A 16,740-nucleotide genomic window follows, 5' to 3' on the forward strand; every position below is an offset into this window, starting at 1 on the left:
TCTGATTCATACTCAGATGTATCCAATAAGGAGTCACTATCGATTAAAAGAAAAAAATGTTTGGTGAAACAGAGGAATAATAAAATCTAATTCAACAATTATAATTTTTTTATTCTATAACTTTGATTAGTTCTTTTAGTTTTCTTCTTGATTTAGGAGGTTTTTTCTTGTCAGGGTAACCAATACAGAGAATAGATGAGGGTTTAAGGTCTGTTCCTAAAATAGTTTTTACTTTTTCTTCATCAAACATTCCAATCCAAATTGTGCTTAGTCCAACACCAGATGCTGCAAGTAGTGAAAATGTAGCTGCAATAGTTGCATCTTGTAATGAAAATTTCTCCAAAATTTCTGGAGGAAACTTTAGTTTTACTCTAGAAGGATCTGTACAAAAAACTAAAACTATCGGGGCATTAACATACGGTTGTTTATTTGCAGCTTCTACCAGTGCTTGTTTTGTATCCTTATTTTTTATTAAAAATACTTGAAATCCTTGAAAATTTCCAGCAGTGGGAGCTACATCTGCTGCAGATAATATTTTATCAACTTTCCAATCTTCAACTTTAGTTTTTTCAAATTTTCGTGTTGAACGTCTAGTTGCAAAAACACGAAATAAGTCAGTGGGTGAAAGGTCTTGGCGAATTTTTTCAGGCTCAGAAGATAAGATTGCTTGAATAAGAGAAACTTTTGGCGATTTACCAGGCACATCTTTTAATGATTTTTCGTCATCACGAATCCATACAGAAGGATAGAATTCTTTGGTACCCACATACACGTATTGAGGTTCATGAGGAATCTTGGCAAAATCTAAGACTTTTTCTTGAAGATCATTTGTCTTAGCTTCAAGAAGGCGATGATTTGTTAATGTAAACTGAGTGACATCAGAATTTACTCGAATTATACTGGATTGATCTTCTAGTTCAACATCACCAGTACTATTTTTTGCAAAAATATCAACAAGGTTTTCAAGTTCCTTCTTGTTTAGAATAACTACATCAGTATCATCTTCATCAACACCTTGCCAAACTAATCTACATCCATCTTTTGATGTATAGGATGGTTCTATCGTTTGAAATTTCACATTATCAATTTCATAGAAGGTTATAAAAAATTTTTATGATTTGAAATATTTTATTTCCCAACATAGGCATAAACAGGATATACCTTTCCAGTTGTTGCAGATTTATAATTCCACTGGGTTTCATCTAAATCTAAATGAATAAAATATTCTTGAATTGAAGGATGAATTTTTTTATAAATATCATTTCCTATCGTAATTTGATCAGGATTAGACAAATTTTGTATTTTAGCTGCCATGCTAACAGAGGCTCCTAAAATATCCACATGAGCATCTTGTAAATCATCACCGTATCGCACAATAGTATTTTCTCCATAATCTATTCCAATTTTTACTTTTAATTCAGGCAAAATATTATTTTTCAAAATAGGATTAATTCCAACTTTAAGAACTTTCAGCATAGATTCAGCACATGTAACTGCTCTGCTTGCAACAGAGACAGACAATTCTTCAGCAACAAAATAACCTATTACCGCATCACCTACAAATTTTAACACAAATCCATCATGACGTTTAATCACATAAGCCATCTCCTGAGCAAAAGTAGTAAAGATAGTTGCTAGTTTTTCCTTGGGTAAATTTAGAATCATAGATGTTGAGCCTACAAGATCAATGAATATTACTGCCATAGGCAAGCTTTGCAATACTCTTTTTCTCAAAAATTGTTCAGAATCTTCTGTTACAGTAGAGTATGCAGAATCACCATTAAGAGATTTTGAAACTCGAACTTGAATTTCTTCAATTAATGTATCAGAGTCAATAATTTTCTCAGTTCCTCGCCCCATCATCATATCTACAATACTTGGAGTTTTAGGAGATAGGAGATTTGTTACACCTTGTTTTGCAATGTCTTTTACAGAATCGTTATCCAAATTTTCCCCACAAATTTAATTTGGTATTAGAACCTGATAAATATTCTACTTGAAAAATCAATTAAAAAGATAGTTGTATGAGTAATCATAGTAACACCAGTTTTAATTTAAAATTAAGTTATTTCTTTTCTATAGGTTCTTCAGTTTTTATTCTCTTGTCAAAGAATAAACATGCTGTAAGATCTCCCCCCACGTTAACCATTGTTCTAGTCATGTCTAAAATTCGATCTACTCCCAATAACAAAACAATTCCTATTACAGGTACTCCAGATGCTAAGAGAATAGAAGAGAGAATTACAATACCTGCTCCAGGAGCTGAAGGGGCACCAACTGATGCCATAAGAGCAGTGACAGCAATTAAAATGATTGTTGTCGGGGCCAGTTCTATATTGAATAATTGAGCAAGGAAGAATACTGCTACTATTTGATAAAGTGCAGTACCATTCATGTTAATAGTGGCACCAAGAGGGATTACAAATTGTGAAACTGCTGGTTTAATTTTCATCTTTTCTTCTGCTGTTTTTAAAGAAACTGGCATTACTGCTGCAGAACTAGAAGTTGAAAATGCAAGTAACAGAGGATCCTTCATCATTTTTAATGTAGAGATTAGAGGTTTGTTTGTAAATATTTTGATAATTATTATGTAAACTAACATCATTATGAAAAGACCAATTACAACTGTGCCCATGTATGTGCCAAGTCCTACTAATGCATCAAGTCCTACTTTAGAAACAATATCTGCCATTAATCCAAACGCCGCAAAAGGTGCCAATCTCATTGCCCAAGATACAACCTTCATGGTTAATTCCTGAACAGATTCCAATATCTCCACTATCGGTTCAGATTTTTTCTTTGGTAGTGATATCATGGCAACTGCGATAAACAATGCAAAAATGATTATACTCAACATCTCTCCAGACATGAAAGAAGTTAGAGGATTACTTGGAATTATGCCAATTATGTGTTCAGGAATATCTAGGAAATTAAATTCTACATTTTCCACTAAAGGTACAGTTGTATCAATTTCTAAACTCTCTAACATAGATTCACTGTCAACAAAACTTCCAGGTTCAATAGTAGAAGCTACAAAGACACCAATACACAATGCAATAATTGTAGTTACAACAAAAAATGCCGCAACAGAAATTCCCATAGTACGAAGCTGCTCTACAGTACCTGCAGACAACAAACCTCTAATTATTGATGCAAAAATTAATGGAACTATAATCATCTGGATGATTTTGAGAAAAAGATGGGCAGGTATAGACAACCAAGTAGTAATAATTCCACTAGTATCTTTGTCTACAATTCCAATTTCAGGTCCTAGAAAAACTCCCAAAATCAATCCTAAAAATAATGCAAATAGAACTTGAGCCCATAATTTTTTTTTAACTAGATAAGTTACTTGAGGAGTAGGAAATTTGAATGATTTTATCACCATTGTTATTATTACATCATTTTTGTCTTCTTTATTACAAAATCATGTAATAATCAATAATGAATATCATGTGTGATTTTTTAAGAGGTAATCACATTATTTGAAAAAGTTATGTTCATAATTGAATCAGATTTTATAAAAACCACATATGAAAAATGACGAAACCGTTTATTTACAAATTTACAGGCATGATACGTATTGTATAAGACCATACTTGTGCCTCATGGAGGTACACCAGCAGGAGATGAATCACTTCGTCATGCAATCCATTTAGCAAAAAGTTCTACTGCAAAAATTATTTTGCTTCATGTTATAGAAGATATTCCAATCCCTCCAAGTTTTGCATTATCACAATCTGAACGAGAGAAGCTAGTTGATGATATTGGAAATGCAAATAAAACAATGAGAGAATCTTTTGAAAAAAATCTTATTGAAAAATTAGCAGAGTACAAAAATTCAGGCATAGTAATTGAGCATAATGTTGTATCTGGAGATGCAGCTGAAGAAATTCTTAAAACAATTCAAGAAAAAAATATAGATCTTGTAGTCATGGCAAAACGTAGAAAACTCAAAGGGTTAAAAAAATTACTTAGTCTAGGAAGCGTCTCTAGAAAAATTGTAGAGCATGCCACTTGTCCAGTATATCTTATTGACATAGAAAATATCTAATTTAAAAACGAACATATGAAAAATGTATTTGAGTCAATGTTGGATTTTATTACATCCCTATCAGGATGATCAGATCCCTTCATTATTTTTTAGATTTGAAATATTTTGCTTTAGATGTTGTTCCATCAGGAAAAGTATGTCCTGCTGAAAGCACAATACCTGTTGGGATATCTGCTCCATCCAATACAACAGTATCTTTCTCAAGCACAACATCATCGCCTATTTTAACAACATTTCCAATTACTGCTCCTCCTTCAACAACTACTTTATCGCCAAAAATACAATCATCTTCAATTTTGACTTTTTTTTCAATTACACAATGTTCTCCCATTTTGACATTATTACCCACCATACACTTCTTTTCAATTACAGTATTGTTGCTTAAAATACAATTATTGCCAACAGTAGATTTTTTTTCAATTACACAACCATCTCCCAATGTTACTTTATTGCCAATTATGGATTTTTTTCCAATGAAAACTTTTTTTCCAAAAATACAATCATCGCTCACTTGGACTTCTTTTTCTATCTCAATTGAATCATCCATTTTGACATTATTGCCAATGACTGCAGTAGAATGTATGTTAGCCATTACATAATTATCCATATTGAATTATTTAACTCTAAAATATTCATTGTCTGAAAAAATTTATCATCATCTAAGGATTCTGAATAAAAATAGAATGGGAAACATTTGTTTTGTCAGGATGGATGGTATTTTGCTTTAGATGTGATTCCATCTGGGAATGTCTTTCCTGCAGGTAAAACGGTTCCAGTTTCTATGATTGCATTATCTAATACAGTTGTGTCTTTTTCTAATATGATATCATCACCCATTTTGACATTATTGCCAATGACTGCATGACCCTCTACCACAACTTTGTTACCAAATTTACAATCGTTGCCTACATTGACTTTTCGTTCAATTACACAACCATCATCCATGGTAACACCATTACCAATAACTGCATGTTTTTCAATTACAACTTTGTTTCCCAATACACAGTTATCTCCTATTTTGGCACCACCTTCAATTACAGTACTTTCTTGCATTTTAACGCCATTTCCTATAATTGCACTTGGATCTACATTTGTCATACAACAATTTCATTATTGAAGTATATGAAATAATTTGTAATTGTTCTAAATCTGAATTAAATCAACTACAATTTAGATAAGAGATTTGAATCAACATTGTAAATTTTTAACAAGATTTCTAATTTAGCATTCAAAGTTTTGAAAAGAAAAGGTCAAGTGAATTTGCAAATTGCTTGTTTAGTTTTTGAAGATGATTAGGATCAACGGTAAGTGTATTTTCATCAAACCATGGAGATGACAAATACAAAGATCTATTCATCTCAACTTGAATCCAAGGAAGAGGCTTATTTCCATATGTTTTCGTGATATGGCCACCATGAAATGGGTCATTTAGGGATATGTCATCTCTGTCAATAAAATAGGATTTGGATATAGAATCAGCTAATAGTTCAATCATTTCTTGAGAAGATGTTTGTCCATCATTATTTGAGATACAAAACAATGGTCTTTTTGATTGTGTTTTGTCAGGAGAAAAATAAGGTGCAGTTGCTGCCATGGAATGACAATCTAAACATAATTGTAAATCTAATTCATCTAGACTTTTTTGGATTGCCTGGTGATATGGGTTATAGTACAATTCAATAAGCATTGTTTTTAGTGAATCATCTGGTTCTTTTCCATTTGTGTAAATGGGTTTATCATAACACGTCTTACTCTTAATTAATCCGTCAGGATTATTTGGAGGCATATCATCTATAGAACGATTAAGATCCACAAAGGCTCTTGCTATATTGGTTTTAATCACACGTTGAACTTTATCTCCTAAATCATAAAGTTCAATTACAAAAGGATCAGAATCATCAAACAAATCTTTGTTTGTGATTGACAAATGTCCTTCAAGTTCAGAAGGTTTTCTTGTTCCTCCATGAGGTATTGATAACAATATTGGAAGTTTAGTCAATCTAATCCTTCTGCAGTTCCGTCACGACGAACTTCTGCAACTCCTTGAAATCCTTCACCTGTTTGACATTTCATGACAGCATGAATTGCCCCTAAAAAGAAAGAATATCTTTCCCGAAGATCTATTTTGTATCCCATTTTTTTAAGATGCTTAATAATTTCAACACCAGAAACGTCATCTTCTAAACTAATTGTGCCATCAACACCACAATGAAGCCTTGGCTTAGTCATGGCAAGGTCTATTGAATTATCTCTATCAACAATTCTTGAAATAAACTGGCTCAATACTGAAAATATACGTGCACTACCAGGAGTCCCCATAACAATCCATGGTTCATGATTATAAAATAAAATTGATGGACATACAGATGTCCAAGGGATAGCATTTGGGCGTAAATAGTAAGGATGATTTGCATTTTTCAACTCAAATGCAGACATGTAATTGTTGTACAAAAATCCCAATCCATCAGCTGCGGCTTTTGAACCATAAACTAGTTCAATTGATTGAGTGATACCTACAGCATTTCCTTCATCATCCATTACTGAAAGATGTGTAGTGTCTTCAGTATCAAGTGATTCTCGTAATGGAAGTTCAGGATCAACAGAGTCTCGGATAGATTTTGAAAGAGATTTAGCAAAACTTCTACTGAGATGTGTTTTATCATTAACTTGATGGTATGTCCTTGGATTAAATCGACGTTGTTCTCTATACAATAATGCTTTACGAAAGGATTCAGCTACAAAGTGAAATGATTTTGGGGAACTAGCATTCAGAAATTTTTTTGTGAGATTGTTAAGCATCATTAATACCAATAACATCGTAGGACCAGCTGCAGGTGGAGGTACAGTCTCCACACGAATTCCACGATATCTTTTACTAATCACTTTTCTTTCAATTGGGAGTGGAATGAATGAGAGATCTTCTTGTCTTAGATACCCATCATTTAGTCTCATATCTTTATCAATTAATTTTGCAATCAATCCATGGTAAAATGAGCGATAGCCATATGTTGCCAATTCTTTCAAAGTATGAGCTAAGTCATCCTGAACGAAGTTATCTCCTACATCGTAAGGAACTACACCATCTTTAAGAAAATATTTTGCTCCAGATTTTGATGGAACTTTAAAGAAATTTTTAAGATGTTTTTCTTGTAATTCATGTTGTAATTTTGTAATTTTATATCCTCTCCTTGCAATACGAATAGAAGGTTTTACAATAGTTGACCAATCTAACCTACCATATCTTTCATTCAGATATCCCAAAGTTGCCACAGTACTTGGAACTGTGGTTGCCTTGTATCCTATCAGTCCATGCGATTTTCTTGCAAAATTTGAAATATGTGCAAATGAAGGAGCCCTACTAGAACCATCCACAGCCACTGTTTTTCCATCCACATGAACAATTGCCATAGATTGACCACCTATTCCTGAAGCTTGTGGTTCACACACACCCAAGGCTAAAGCAGTTGCACAAGCAGCATCTACAGCATTACCGCCTTTTTTGAGCATTTCAACTCCAGCTTTTGTAGCATTAGGAAACGCAGATGAAACCATTCCTTTTTTTGAAACAGAACATTTTTTGTTTGAAGTTGGTTTAAATGAATTCTCTATTTTTTCAATGTCCATTTTCTGATACCTCCCTTATTCGTGGGATATATCCTTTCCACAATGAGGACATGTATTGTTAGTTTTTGCTTTCTTTTTTCTAAGTTCTTCAGTAAATGCAGATGCCATAATTCCTGTAGGAATTGCATATACTGCAATTCCAATTACTGCAACTCCTGCAGCAATTAATTTCCCAGGGATCGTAATAGGATAAACATCACCATAACCTATTGTAGTAAGAGTAACTATACCCCACCACATAGATGCAGGGATGCTAGAAAAAACTTCAGGTTGTGCTTCATGTTCTGCATGATACATCAAACTAGATGCAAAAATCAATACAATAAATAAAATAAAAAATGCAACTGCCAAATCGCCTGCTTTTGATTTGAAGACTTGTCCCAATGTTTGCATTGGATCAGAATATCTTGCAAGTTTGAAGAGTCTAAACAATCTCAATAGTCGAATTATTCTGATAAAGCGAGTATCTGTAACTACAAATGGTAAGAAGAAGGGAAGTATTGCAGCTAAATCAACTAACATCATTGGAGTGAATATGAATCGGAGTATTCCAAACTTTGAATTGTTATATTTTGGGTTTAGTTTACAAACTATAATTCTTCCAATGTATTCACCTGTAAAAATAATAATAGAAAACACTTCAAATGGCGTAAAGAGATAACCGTATTCATCTAAAACAGACTCTTCTGTTTCTATAATTACTACAATAACATTTACAGTAATCAAGCCGATAATGAAAAATTGAAAAGCTTTTGTAATTTTATCATTAGTTGTACCTTCAAGGATTTCATATGTTCTTTGCATTACCTTGTTGGTCATAATTTACCCTCAATTTGTTGAAAAATTTCAAAAAAATCCATGTTTTTTACAGCAAACAGATTATAGCCATCTCTTTTTCTTAAACCAAGCAACCATCGCTCCAGATATAATCGCCATTACAATTAACATAGCAAAATAACTGCCCTCCCATTCCAGTTCTGGCACATATGAAAAATTGGTTCCATAGAGACCAGCTATGAACGTAATAGGAATGAAAATTGCTGCAACTATAGTCAAAGTTTTCATGACCTCATTCATTCTATTACTCACACTGGATAGGTAAGTGTCAAGCATACCTCCAATCACATCTCGTAATCCTTCAATAGAATCAGTTACCTGAATAGTATGATTGTATACATCACGAAGATACGTCCTAGTATTATCAGATATCAGTACTGTAGATTCCCTCTCCAACGAATTGATAATTTCTCGTCCAGGCCAAATTGCTTTTCTTAATGCAATCATTCTACGTTTTAGTGTTTGAATTGTTTGCATTGTTTCAGGTGTAGGATTTTGCATCAATACTTCTTCTAAATCCTCAGTAAGATCACCAATTTTCTCTAACACCAAGAAATAACTATCAATGATTGCATCAATAAGTGAATAAGCAAGATAATCACTTTTTAGTTTTCTAATACTACCAGCATTATCTCTTAATCGTTTTCTAATCTCATCAAAAAAGTCATCCTCAATTTCTTGGAAAGTCAAAAGATGGTTTTCTGCCAACACAATAGAAATTTGTTCTAAATCTAATTTTCCTGTTTGAGAATCATAGTGAGGCATTTTCAACATTATCAATATATGATCATCAAATATTTCAACAGAAGGTCTTAGCTCGGTATTCATAATGTTTGATTGATGAAGTGAATGAATGCCAAAATTATCTCCAAAAGTTTTGATTACGTTTGGATCATGAACTCCAATTATATTTACCCATGAAACATTAGGTTTGTTTTTAGATTCTAAACATTCTTCAAATGAAGCATTGGTAATTTCATTAATTTTTTCAGAATCATATTCAATTAAATTTACAGTTACATTATCTACTTTTTGTTCTCCAACATGGATTAAAGCACCAGGGCGTTGACCAATTGTATCAGATATTGTAGTTTTCTGAGTTTTAGTTTTGTTTCTAATACCCATAATACCAGCAATATTTTGTAATCCTAAATCATCTGTTATTTCTTTAACTTTTGATGTCTTGCTTGCTACACCCACAATAATGAATCCAGCTATAATTGAGAAAATTATACTTACAATTAGCGGTGTGAAATCGCCAATAATTGCAGCTTGGTAAATTGCACTTACATCAGTTTTAGAACCAGTTTGAACAATCAAACCAATAATTGTATCAAGTAAGAAAAATAGAAAAGAGATAGAAGCGCCAATAATTATTGCAGTTACCGCCGTGATTTTTGGAGGAATTTCAATATTTTTTTCACCTTTGTATGGAGAGAGGTATTTTTTGTAGCGGATTATTAACAATGCCATCACGGTAATGATGATTGTGGATAGTATCCACCAAACTACAAGCCAAGGACCCTGTTGAGATTCAATTTGTTCAACTCCAGATATTAAATCTTGAATGTTTCCTGTCAAAGGTAAAGAAAGTAATGATGTAGCAATTCCAATAACAATTTGATACAAAAAAGCAAAAGTGAATCCATAGACGAGTCTATTGATAACTATTCCAACGGTGTCTCTCAATTTAGTTACTCCTCATCTAAAATTCGCTGAATTTTAATAGATGTAGGCTTGTTTTTTTCTACTTGCTCGATTTTTATTGATAGAGAGCTAATTTTCACAACATCGCCAACTTTGGGGATATCATGGAGTTTTTCATGCAACAGGCCATTTAATGTGGAATAGTCATCAGAATACTGAATATTGGATTGGAATATTTTGTTAATCTCATCTATCTCAATATCCCCATCAGTCATTATTGTATTCTCATCAATTTTTTTAAATAATTCAATATCAGGATCTGTCTCATCATGAATTTCACCTACTATCTCTTCAATAAGATCTTCCATAGTTACGATTCCTTCTACACCATTAAATTCATCTACAACTATTGCCATGTGTGTATTTTTAAATTGCATTTCTTTGAGAAGAGTGCTCATTTTTTTCTCCTGTGAGACATAGATGGGCTCACGTACAAAATCTTTAATTTTCTTCTTGGATAATTCACTATCTTTTAGATGCTTTAGTAAATCTCTTACATGTAAAATTCCAATTATATCATCATAATTTTTTCCATAAATTGGAATTCTTGAATGTCCACTTTGATGAATTGTATCTGCAGCATCAAATAATTCCACATCACCTTGTAAGCTAAACATCTTAGTTCGTGGAGTCATCACAGATCTTATTATGTTGTCATCAAATTCTAATGCACTGTGAAGCATATCTCGTTCAGATTTTTCTAATGCTTCATCTCTGTGACCTTGATCAATAATTCCTTTGATTTCCTCACCAGTTAATGCTGGTGGACGATAACCACTGCCAGTAAGTTTTATGATACCTCTAGTAATTCTTTCTAATACCCAAACTACTGGATAAAGTACATAGCTGAAAGTTAACAGTATGCCACTACATCTTAGCGCAACTTTTGTAGCATTTGCATTACAATATGTTTTAGGAGTAACTTCACCAAAAATAATAATCAAAAATGTCATTATTCCTACTGCAATTCCTAATCCACTATCACCAAATAGTTTTATTGCAACAACTGTAGCCAATGCAGAGGATCCAATATTTACTAAATTATTTCCAAGATTTACACTTGACATCATCCAACCAGGATTGGAATGTAATTTTTGAAGTGTCTTGGCACCTTTAACTTTCTCCTTTACTAATCGCTCTATTGTTGCTTGGCTAGTACCTACAAGTGCAACTTCTAAACCACTAAAAAATCCTGAAAGACCGATTAATGCAGCAAGTGCGGCTAGTTCGTATTCTAAACTCATTTCTGAGCACACCTAAAGATAACAGATGCCAGTAATGCAGATCGTTCTATGATGCTATCATGAAGAATGTATTCTTTAGATGTACGATAATGATTCCCTAGTGGTCCAAATCCATCCAATGCAGGAAGTCTAATTGGAACATTACTTATGTCAGAAGATAGCAATTGAGAATGTTTTTTAATTTTGATTTCATGTTTTTTAGCTAAATCTTCTACTAATTTGTAGAATTTGGTATCAGATGGTTCCTCCAATACAGGACGCCTAGTTTGAATTTTGTTTACTGCGACATCTAACTTTTTAGAATTACTTTCTCGTTTTTTCATAACAGTTTTAATTTTTGAATCTAGTAATGCTCCGAGCTTTTCTGTTTTGTAACTGCAAGTTAGTGAAATTGTGGCATAATTTGGAGTATGACCATGAGAACCTTGAGCTACAACAGCCGTGGTACTCAATCTATAGTTTTTTTCATCTCTTGAGATTTTATCAAGTGCAGCTAATTTTTTTGCTAACACAGGTATTATACCATGAATATTGGAATTTGATTCATCACCTGTAGAAGTAAATCTAACTTCATAATCACTTCTGCCATAACATGTTGTAATAATTCCGCCATCTACACTGCCAGATTTTAATCCAAGAATGTATTTTGAATTTTTGGAAATTTCTTCAATCAAGGTGCTACTGTGTCGTCCACCCAAGCTATCATCAGTTGTAAGTAACACAGCACATTTTATTTTTTTGAGTTTTTTTGAAAATCTTAATGCGTGTAATGCACCCAACATTACTACTAATCCACCTTTACTTTCAGCAGTACCTGAACCTAGAATTTTATCACCAGTTTCAGAATAAGGTATCAAGTCATTTGGACCATAATGGGTATCAAGGTGAGAAATGAATAGAACATCATTATGAGAATCTGAATGGTTTTTAAAATAACGAAAGTCTCCAACGTCAGATTGTTTGTAAACTTGTTCACTGAAGCCAAGATGAGCAAATCGTTTAGACAATTTAGAGCCTAATTGATTAACATTTTCAAGATTGTATACGTGTGTATTTAGATTCACATAATCTTTCAAAGTTTCTTTTAGACTCTGTAAATGGCTTCTCAAATAGGTTCTAGCAACAACACGTAATGGTTGCGTCAAATCAACTTCATCTGTTTGAGGTTGATTAGTAGAGCCAAAGTATCGAATTACTGCAACATCTAAAATTTTATTGACTAGAGATTCATACGTATAGCCGGCAGTTTTTCCAGCATGAAAAAAGGAACCACCTGTTCCAAGACTAGCCATTGAATTTAATTCAAGAATGTAAAGATTCTCATCTTTATCCATTCGAAAATCTACTCTAGTGTAATCATTTAATCCTAAAGCTGAAAATGCATCTATGCACATTTGTTTCATCTCAGCTTCTTTTTCTTTGGATAATTTTGCAGGACATGTTTTTTCGACTCCACCTTTTTTCTTTTTATCAGTAATAGTTTGTATTTGATCAGGATGATCCAGATTAATTTCGACTATTGGAAGAACTTCTATGTTAGGTTTATTTCCCAACAACCCTACAGCAAATTCTCGTCCAGAAATGAATTGTTCTACTAAAATATCTTGTTGAAATTTTTCAATTTGAACTTTAACTGCAGCCCTTAGATCATCCCAATTATCTACAACTTCCATTCCCATGGATGTAGATTCCAGTTTAGGCTTTACAATTACAGGGAATATCAAATCATCATGTTTATCTTCAGGAGTTCTAAATACCCAAAAACCAGGAGTAGGAATTTTATTTTTCTGCAAAACAATTTTTGTCATCACTTTATCTTGAACAATTGCGTGACCGGCGGGACCTGAACCAATGTATGGAATTCCAAGCATCTCCATCATTGCAGGAATGTGTGTGTATCTATTCTGACCTTGAATACCATATGCCATGTTAAAGACCATTCCAGGATTTTCACCAGCAACTACTTTTGGCATGAATTCTTTTAATTCATCAGCAAGATGAATATCTCCTTCAACTACTTTGACAGAATGCCCACCTTTTTCTAATGCTCTAGCAACTCTTTCAACAGCTTTTGCACTGTAATGTTCTTTTGTGGTCATTCCAAAAACATTGATTACATCATTTGGATCTATCTTATTTTCATTATAGATTAAAGCAACTTTCATAATATTTTCCTATATTTTTTCTAGGGTTTATACTATTACATCAAGACTGGGCAGATTTTTTCTGATTCCAAGCCTGTTCATTAATCTCATGGCATTTGCAGTCAGAAGCTTTACCCTTGCAATTTTTTTGGTGTAGTGTGTAATCACATTTGTTGCAGTCAGGATCTCTCCAACTTGCTTGATTTCCACAGTTTGGACATCTCATAACATTACTTGTCGATTTATTATTTAAAGAGTAATGATTTTGTGAATAATCAGAAATTCAATAACTAGTTGACTTTATTTTCATTCAAGTCAATAATTAAGAAAGTTTAGAAAATTTTCCAGTTACAAAATCATGTATGTTTAATTTTTTAAAGAGTTACTCTATAGTAGTCTAGTTTTTCAGGATCTAATTGCTGAACAAATTCAATTTTGTCTTCACGATTAATTCTATTTTGAATAACTTCACGTAATTGCAATCCTGTCAAATAGACATATTTTTTCTCTTTTGCAAATTTTCTAAACACTTTTCTCATTTTAGAGCCACCACCATGACCCCAATAACCTGCCTTGATTGCCAAAGGTTCTAAAAATACAGAGTTATTTTTGCCAATGTTTTCGTCTTTGATATCTTTGGGGAGAGAATATTCTTCAAGTGGCGCACCTTTAGCAAACCCGATAATTTCTCCTGTATCTGAACCTACTCTCAAAGTCACAAGAATTGTTTTTGGGTTGTTTAGTGATTCAAAAAATGTTGTTTTTTTGAACTGTAAAGGATCTGGCAATTCATCAAATATATCAAAAAGAATTTCTCCAAATTGACGATCATCTGTTATGTTTTCGATATTTGCTACAAGCTCAATTTGCTCGTAAGATATTGCTGCCTTTACTTCAAGTTCTTTTTGACGTAATTTGTAAAACATCATAACATTTTCCATGAATTTTTTTCTCATACTTTTTGGTATGGAACGCATGACTTTGTCTGCCATTTCATGTTCGTCATTTAGTAATGTTTCAAAAAAGAGAACACTACGTCTAATCAAATATTCAGGATCCCATCCTAAAGAATGAGAATTTTTCTTTGCAAGTTCAATGGCGTCAAGAAAATCTCCTAAAGCATAAGCTCCCATTCTGTCTGCGACAGACATGAACCATCCTAAATACAAATAATGTTTCTGCTTTTCTTCATCATCAGAATATTTTGATTGGGAGAAATGATTTCGAAGCAAGGGTTCTAATTCACGTCGTTTTAATTTCCACGGATAAGTGGTTCTCAATATCAGTAAAGCAACTAAATGAGGATCAATTTCTGCTTTCTTGAATAACATTTGAAGTTTATTATCAGATACTACAAATTCAGATGCTTCAATTTCACGAGGTTTATCTTGTTCTTTGTCAGGATCATAATCGTGAAATAATGCAGCTACAAACAAATGTTTGAAATCCTCAGATGAGATAAGTTCTTTGAATTCTGAGCCTCTTGCTGCAAGTAATGTGTTGTTTGTAACTACCAGTTCATGACTCAAATTATGGTATCCGTAATAATTTCTATTCAGATTTAATTCTCCAAATTTTTCTAAACAATAATCTAAAAGTTCAACATAATGAGAATCTTCAAGTTTTTCTTTTCGTAGTAACTCTAGGATAATATCTCGTAATTCTGCAATGTTTGGGATTTTAGTACTAGACAATGTTCTACTGTAATTATTTTCCTATATAGCATATGCTGGATATATTTTCCTGATTTGCACTTATAACGAAATGAGATTAAAACCCAGAATACAATCAAATAATTTGTTTTTAAGTGGTTTAATATTATCAAAAGAGTACGAAATAGAGCATTATGACCTACATCAAAAGCATGTGTCCTTACTGTGATAACTCAAAACAAATTACTGCCACTAGGACATCATGGCAAATTCATCTTGCAGGTCACCGAGAAGAAATCATCAAACATCTTACAGACATCTCAGAATCTTGTGAATTATGTGCCTATGCAGAAATGTCTGCAAACAAAAAACATGCTGCATCTCATTATAGATGGTCACATCAAAAACATGAGATAATTGAATGGGCATTAAGCAAACTTGACAGAGAAATTATTGTATAATTTAAGATTCAAATTTATTTTTACTTTAGATTACCAACATAGAATATTTTTTAGAAATGTAGTTTTTGAATTTATTTTGCATGTGACTTCTTTGATCTCTCTATATGATTGCAAGGCTAATTTGTCAATCTTTACTTAAAAATAGTTAATCTACACAGTATTTAGAATTCAATTTTTTTCTATGCCTCATGGCAACAAAAAAACGTGCTGTAAGACGAACTGCTAAAAAAACTACTGCAAAAGCCAAGAAAACTGTAAGAAGATCAAAACCAGCTAGTAAGGCAAAGCGTAGAGCAACTCTAGTAGCAAACAAAAGAAAAAGAGAACTACTAAAGGCAAACACCAAGATCAAAAGTTTGAAGAAAGCACTAAGAACCGCTGAAAAAGCTGCCAATAAGAAAAAATCAGTTTATCAGCAAGCCGTAAAACGAGCATCTCAAACTCAGTAGATCGAGTTTGGTTCTATTTTTTATTTGATTTGTTAAATTGTGACAATGTCTTGGCGTATGATTCCATCACAGTATGCATAAAATTATCGTATGATTTTATTGCAGAATTTCTCATTTTAAAATAATCTTCCATGAACCTTGCATTCATGTCTATGAATTCTAGAAAGTTGTTTGTATATACCTCTGAGTTTTCTTTGATTTGTTTTAGAATTACAGGATCAATGTTGAGCTTGTCAAAAAATTCTTTTTCTGATATATAGCATGTTCCAAATAGATCATCCCACATGTGCAAATACTGCGTATATAGATTTGAATAGTTTTGAAATATTGCAGGTGTCTGTGACTCTAATTTTTTTATTATTCTCGAGGTATCTATTTTTAATACATCACAAACTGAAATGTCATTATCTTTTTGATTTATGTCATTTGACTTGGAATTGTCACTCATGATACCATTGCCTCTTCATATCATTTAAGATCTTGCCGTTTTGATATCTACAAATCTAGAATGGGTGATTCAGTTATGGCTTGAATCTTCTCTACTATTCAGCAGTTTCCCATGCCATAG

The 16,740-nt window shown here is 32.7% G+C and carries 17 protein-coding genes; 3 read left to right on the forward strand and 14 right to left on the reverse strand.

What is annotated here, in order from left to right; translation table 11 throughout:
- Positions 1 to 109 precede the first annotated feature (109 nt).
- The 3 genes from C5F47_RS07450 to C5F47_RS07460 all read right to left on the reverse strand — a co-directional run bounded on the left by C5F47_RS07450 (position 110) and on the right by C5F47_RS07460 (position 3,388).
- Entirely contained in the window at positions 110 to 1,078 is a 969-nt protein-coding gene (locus C5F47_RS07450; protein ID WP_179360461.1) for a nitroreductase family protein, read from the reverse strand.
- Positions 1,079 to 1,128: 50 nt separating this feature from the next.
- Positions 1,129 to 1,947 (reverse strand): adenylate/guanylate cyclase domain-containing protein, encoded by an 819-nt coding sequence (locus C5F47_RS07455; protein ID WP_179360462.1) that lies wholly within the window; start codon positions 1,945 to 1,947, stop codon positions 1,129 to 1,131.
- Between the two features lie 118 nt (positions 1,948 to 2,065).
- Positions 2,066 to 3,388 carry a dicarboxylate/amino acid:cation symporter gene (locus C5F47_RS07460; protein ID WP_179360463.1) on the reverse strand — a complete coding sequence of 441 codons (1,323 nt, stop codon included), beginning with the start codon at positions 3,386 to 3,388 and terminating at the stop codon, positions 2,066 to 2,068.
- 195 nt (positions 3,389 to 3,583) lie between these two features.
- Here C5F47_RS07460 and C5F47_RS07465 point away from each other — a divergent pair, with 195 nt between their 5' ends.
- Entirely contained in the window at positions 3,584 to 4,054 is a 471-nt protein-coding gene (locus C5F47_RS07465; RefSeq protein WP_179360464.1) for a universal stress protein, read from the forward strand.
- An 82-nt stretch (positions 4,055 to 4,136) separates the two neighbouring features.
- Here the strand turns inward: C5F47_RS07465 and C5F47_RS07470 are convergent, their stop codons facing one another.
- From C5F47_RS07470 to C5F47_RS07515, 10 genes are all read right to left on the reverse strand, one after another.
- Entirely contained in the window at positions 4,137 to 4,646 is a 510-nt protein-coding gene (locus C5F47_RS07470; protein WP_179360465.1) for a DapH/DapD/GlmU-related protein, read from the reverse strand.
- Positions 4,647 to 4,756: 110 nt separating this feature from the next.
- Positions 4,757 to 5,152 carry a hypothetical protein gene (locus C5F47_RS07475; RefSeq protein ID WP_179360466.1) on the reverse strand — a complete coding sequence of 132 codons (396 nt, stop codon included), beginning with the start codon at positions 5,150 to 5,152 and terminating at the stop codon, positions 4,757 to 4,759.
- A gap of 130 nt (positions 5,153 to 5,282) precedes the next feature.
- A complete protein-coding gene (locus C5F47_RS07480) occupies positions 5,283 to 6,053 on the reverse strand; it encodes an N-formylglutamate amidohydrolase (RefSeq protein WP_179360467.1) in 771 nt (256 codons plus the stop codon).
- Complete coding sequence (locus C5F47_RS07485) at positions 6,050 to 7,678, reverse strand: gamma-glutamyltransferase family protein (RefSeq protein WP_179360468.1); 1,629 nt, start codon at positions 7,676 to 7,678, stop codon at positions 6,050 to 6,052. The genes C5F47_RS07480 and C5F47_RS07485 overlap by 4 nt, the downstream gene beginning before the upstream one ends.
- Positions 7,679 to 7,693: 15 nt before the next feature.
- Entirely contained in the window at positions 7,694 to 8,497 is an 804-nt protein-coding gene (locus C5F47_RS07490; RefSeq protein WP_179360469.1) for an ion transporter, read from the reverse strand.
- Positions 8,498 to 8,557: 60 nt separating this feature from the next.
- Positions 8,558 to 10,204: a magnesium/cobalt transporter CorA gene (gene corA, locus C5F47_RS07495; protein WP_179360470.1), complete on the reverse strand. Its 1,647-nt coding sequence runs from the start codon at positions 10,202 to 10,204 to the stop codon at positions 8,558 to 8,560.
- A 5-nt stretch (positions 10,205 to 10,209) separates the two neighbouring features.
- Complete coding sequence (locus tag C5F47_RS07500) at positions 10,210 to 11,466, reverse strand: hemolysin family protein (protein ID WP_179360471.1); 1,257 nt, start codon at positions 11,464 to 11,466, stop codon at positions 10,210 to 10,212.
- The gene (locus tag C5F47_RS07505) at positions 11,463 to 13,631 is read right to left on the reverse strand and encodes a M20/M25/M40 family metallo-hydrolase (protein ID WP_179360472.1); all 2,169 of its coding nucleotides are present in this window, start codon (positions 13,629 to 13,631) and stop codon (positions 11,463 to 11,465) included. Before C5F47_RS07505 ends, C5F47_RS07500 begins: the two co-directional genes overlap by 4 nt.
- 27 nt (positions 13,632 to 13,658) lie before the next feature.
- Positions 13,659 to 13,820 carry a hypothetical protein gene (locus C5F47_RS07510; RefSeq protein ID WP_179360473.1) on the reverse strand — a complete coding sequence of 54 codons (162 nt, stop codon included), beginning with the start codon at positions 13,818 to 13,820 and terminating at the stop codon, positions 13,659 to 13,661.
- A 164-nt stretch (positions 13,821 to 13,984) separates the two neighbouring features.
- Positions 13,985 to 15,304, reverse strand: a complete 1,320-nt coding sequence (locus tag C5F47_RS07515) for a GNAT family N-acetyltransferase (RefSeq protein ID WP_179360474.1) — start codon at positions 15,302 to 15,304, stop codon at positions 13,985 to 13,987.
- Positions 15,305 to 15,456: 152 nt separating this feature from the next.
- Here C5F47_RS07515 and C5F47_RS07520 point away from each other — a divergent pair, with 152 nt between their 5' ends.
- Both C5F47_RS07520 and C5F47_RS07525 read left to right on the forward strand, forming a co-directional pair.
- Entirely contained in the window at positions 15,457 to 15,723 is a 267-nt protein-coding gene (locus C5F47_RS07520; RefSeq protein ID WP_179360475.1) for a hypothetical protein, read from the forward strand.
- Between the two features lie 188 nt (positions 15,724 to 15,911).
- Positions 15,912 to 16,172, forward strand: coding sequence for a hypothetical protein (locus C5F47_RS07525; RefSeq protein ID WP_179359958.1), 261 nt, complete (start codon positions 15,912 to 15,914; stop codon positions 16,170 to 16,172).
- A gap of 13 nt (positions 16,173 to 16,185) precedes the next feature.
- Here C5F47_RS07525 and C5F47_RS07530 read toward each other — a convergent pair whose 3' ends face one another.
- Positions 16,186 to 16,620, reverse strand: a complete 435-nt coding sequence (locus tag C5F47_RS07530; RefSeq protein ID WP_179360476.1) for a hypothetical protein — start codon at positions 16,618 to 16,620, stop codon at positions 16,186 to 16,188.
- Positions 16,621 to 16,740: the final 120 nt, after the last annotated feature.

This window comes from Nitrosopumilus cobalaminigenes, from assembly GCF_013407145.1.
GTDB classification, from domain to species: Archaea; Thermoproteota; Nitrososphaeria; order Nitrososphaerales; family Nitrosopumilaceae; genus Nitrosopumilus; species Nitrosopumilus cobalaminigenes.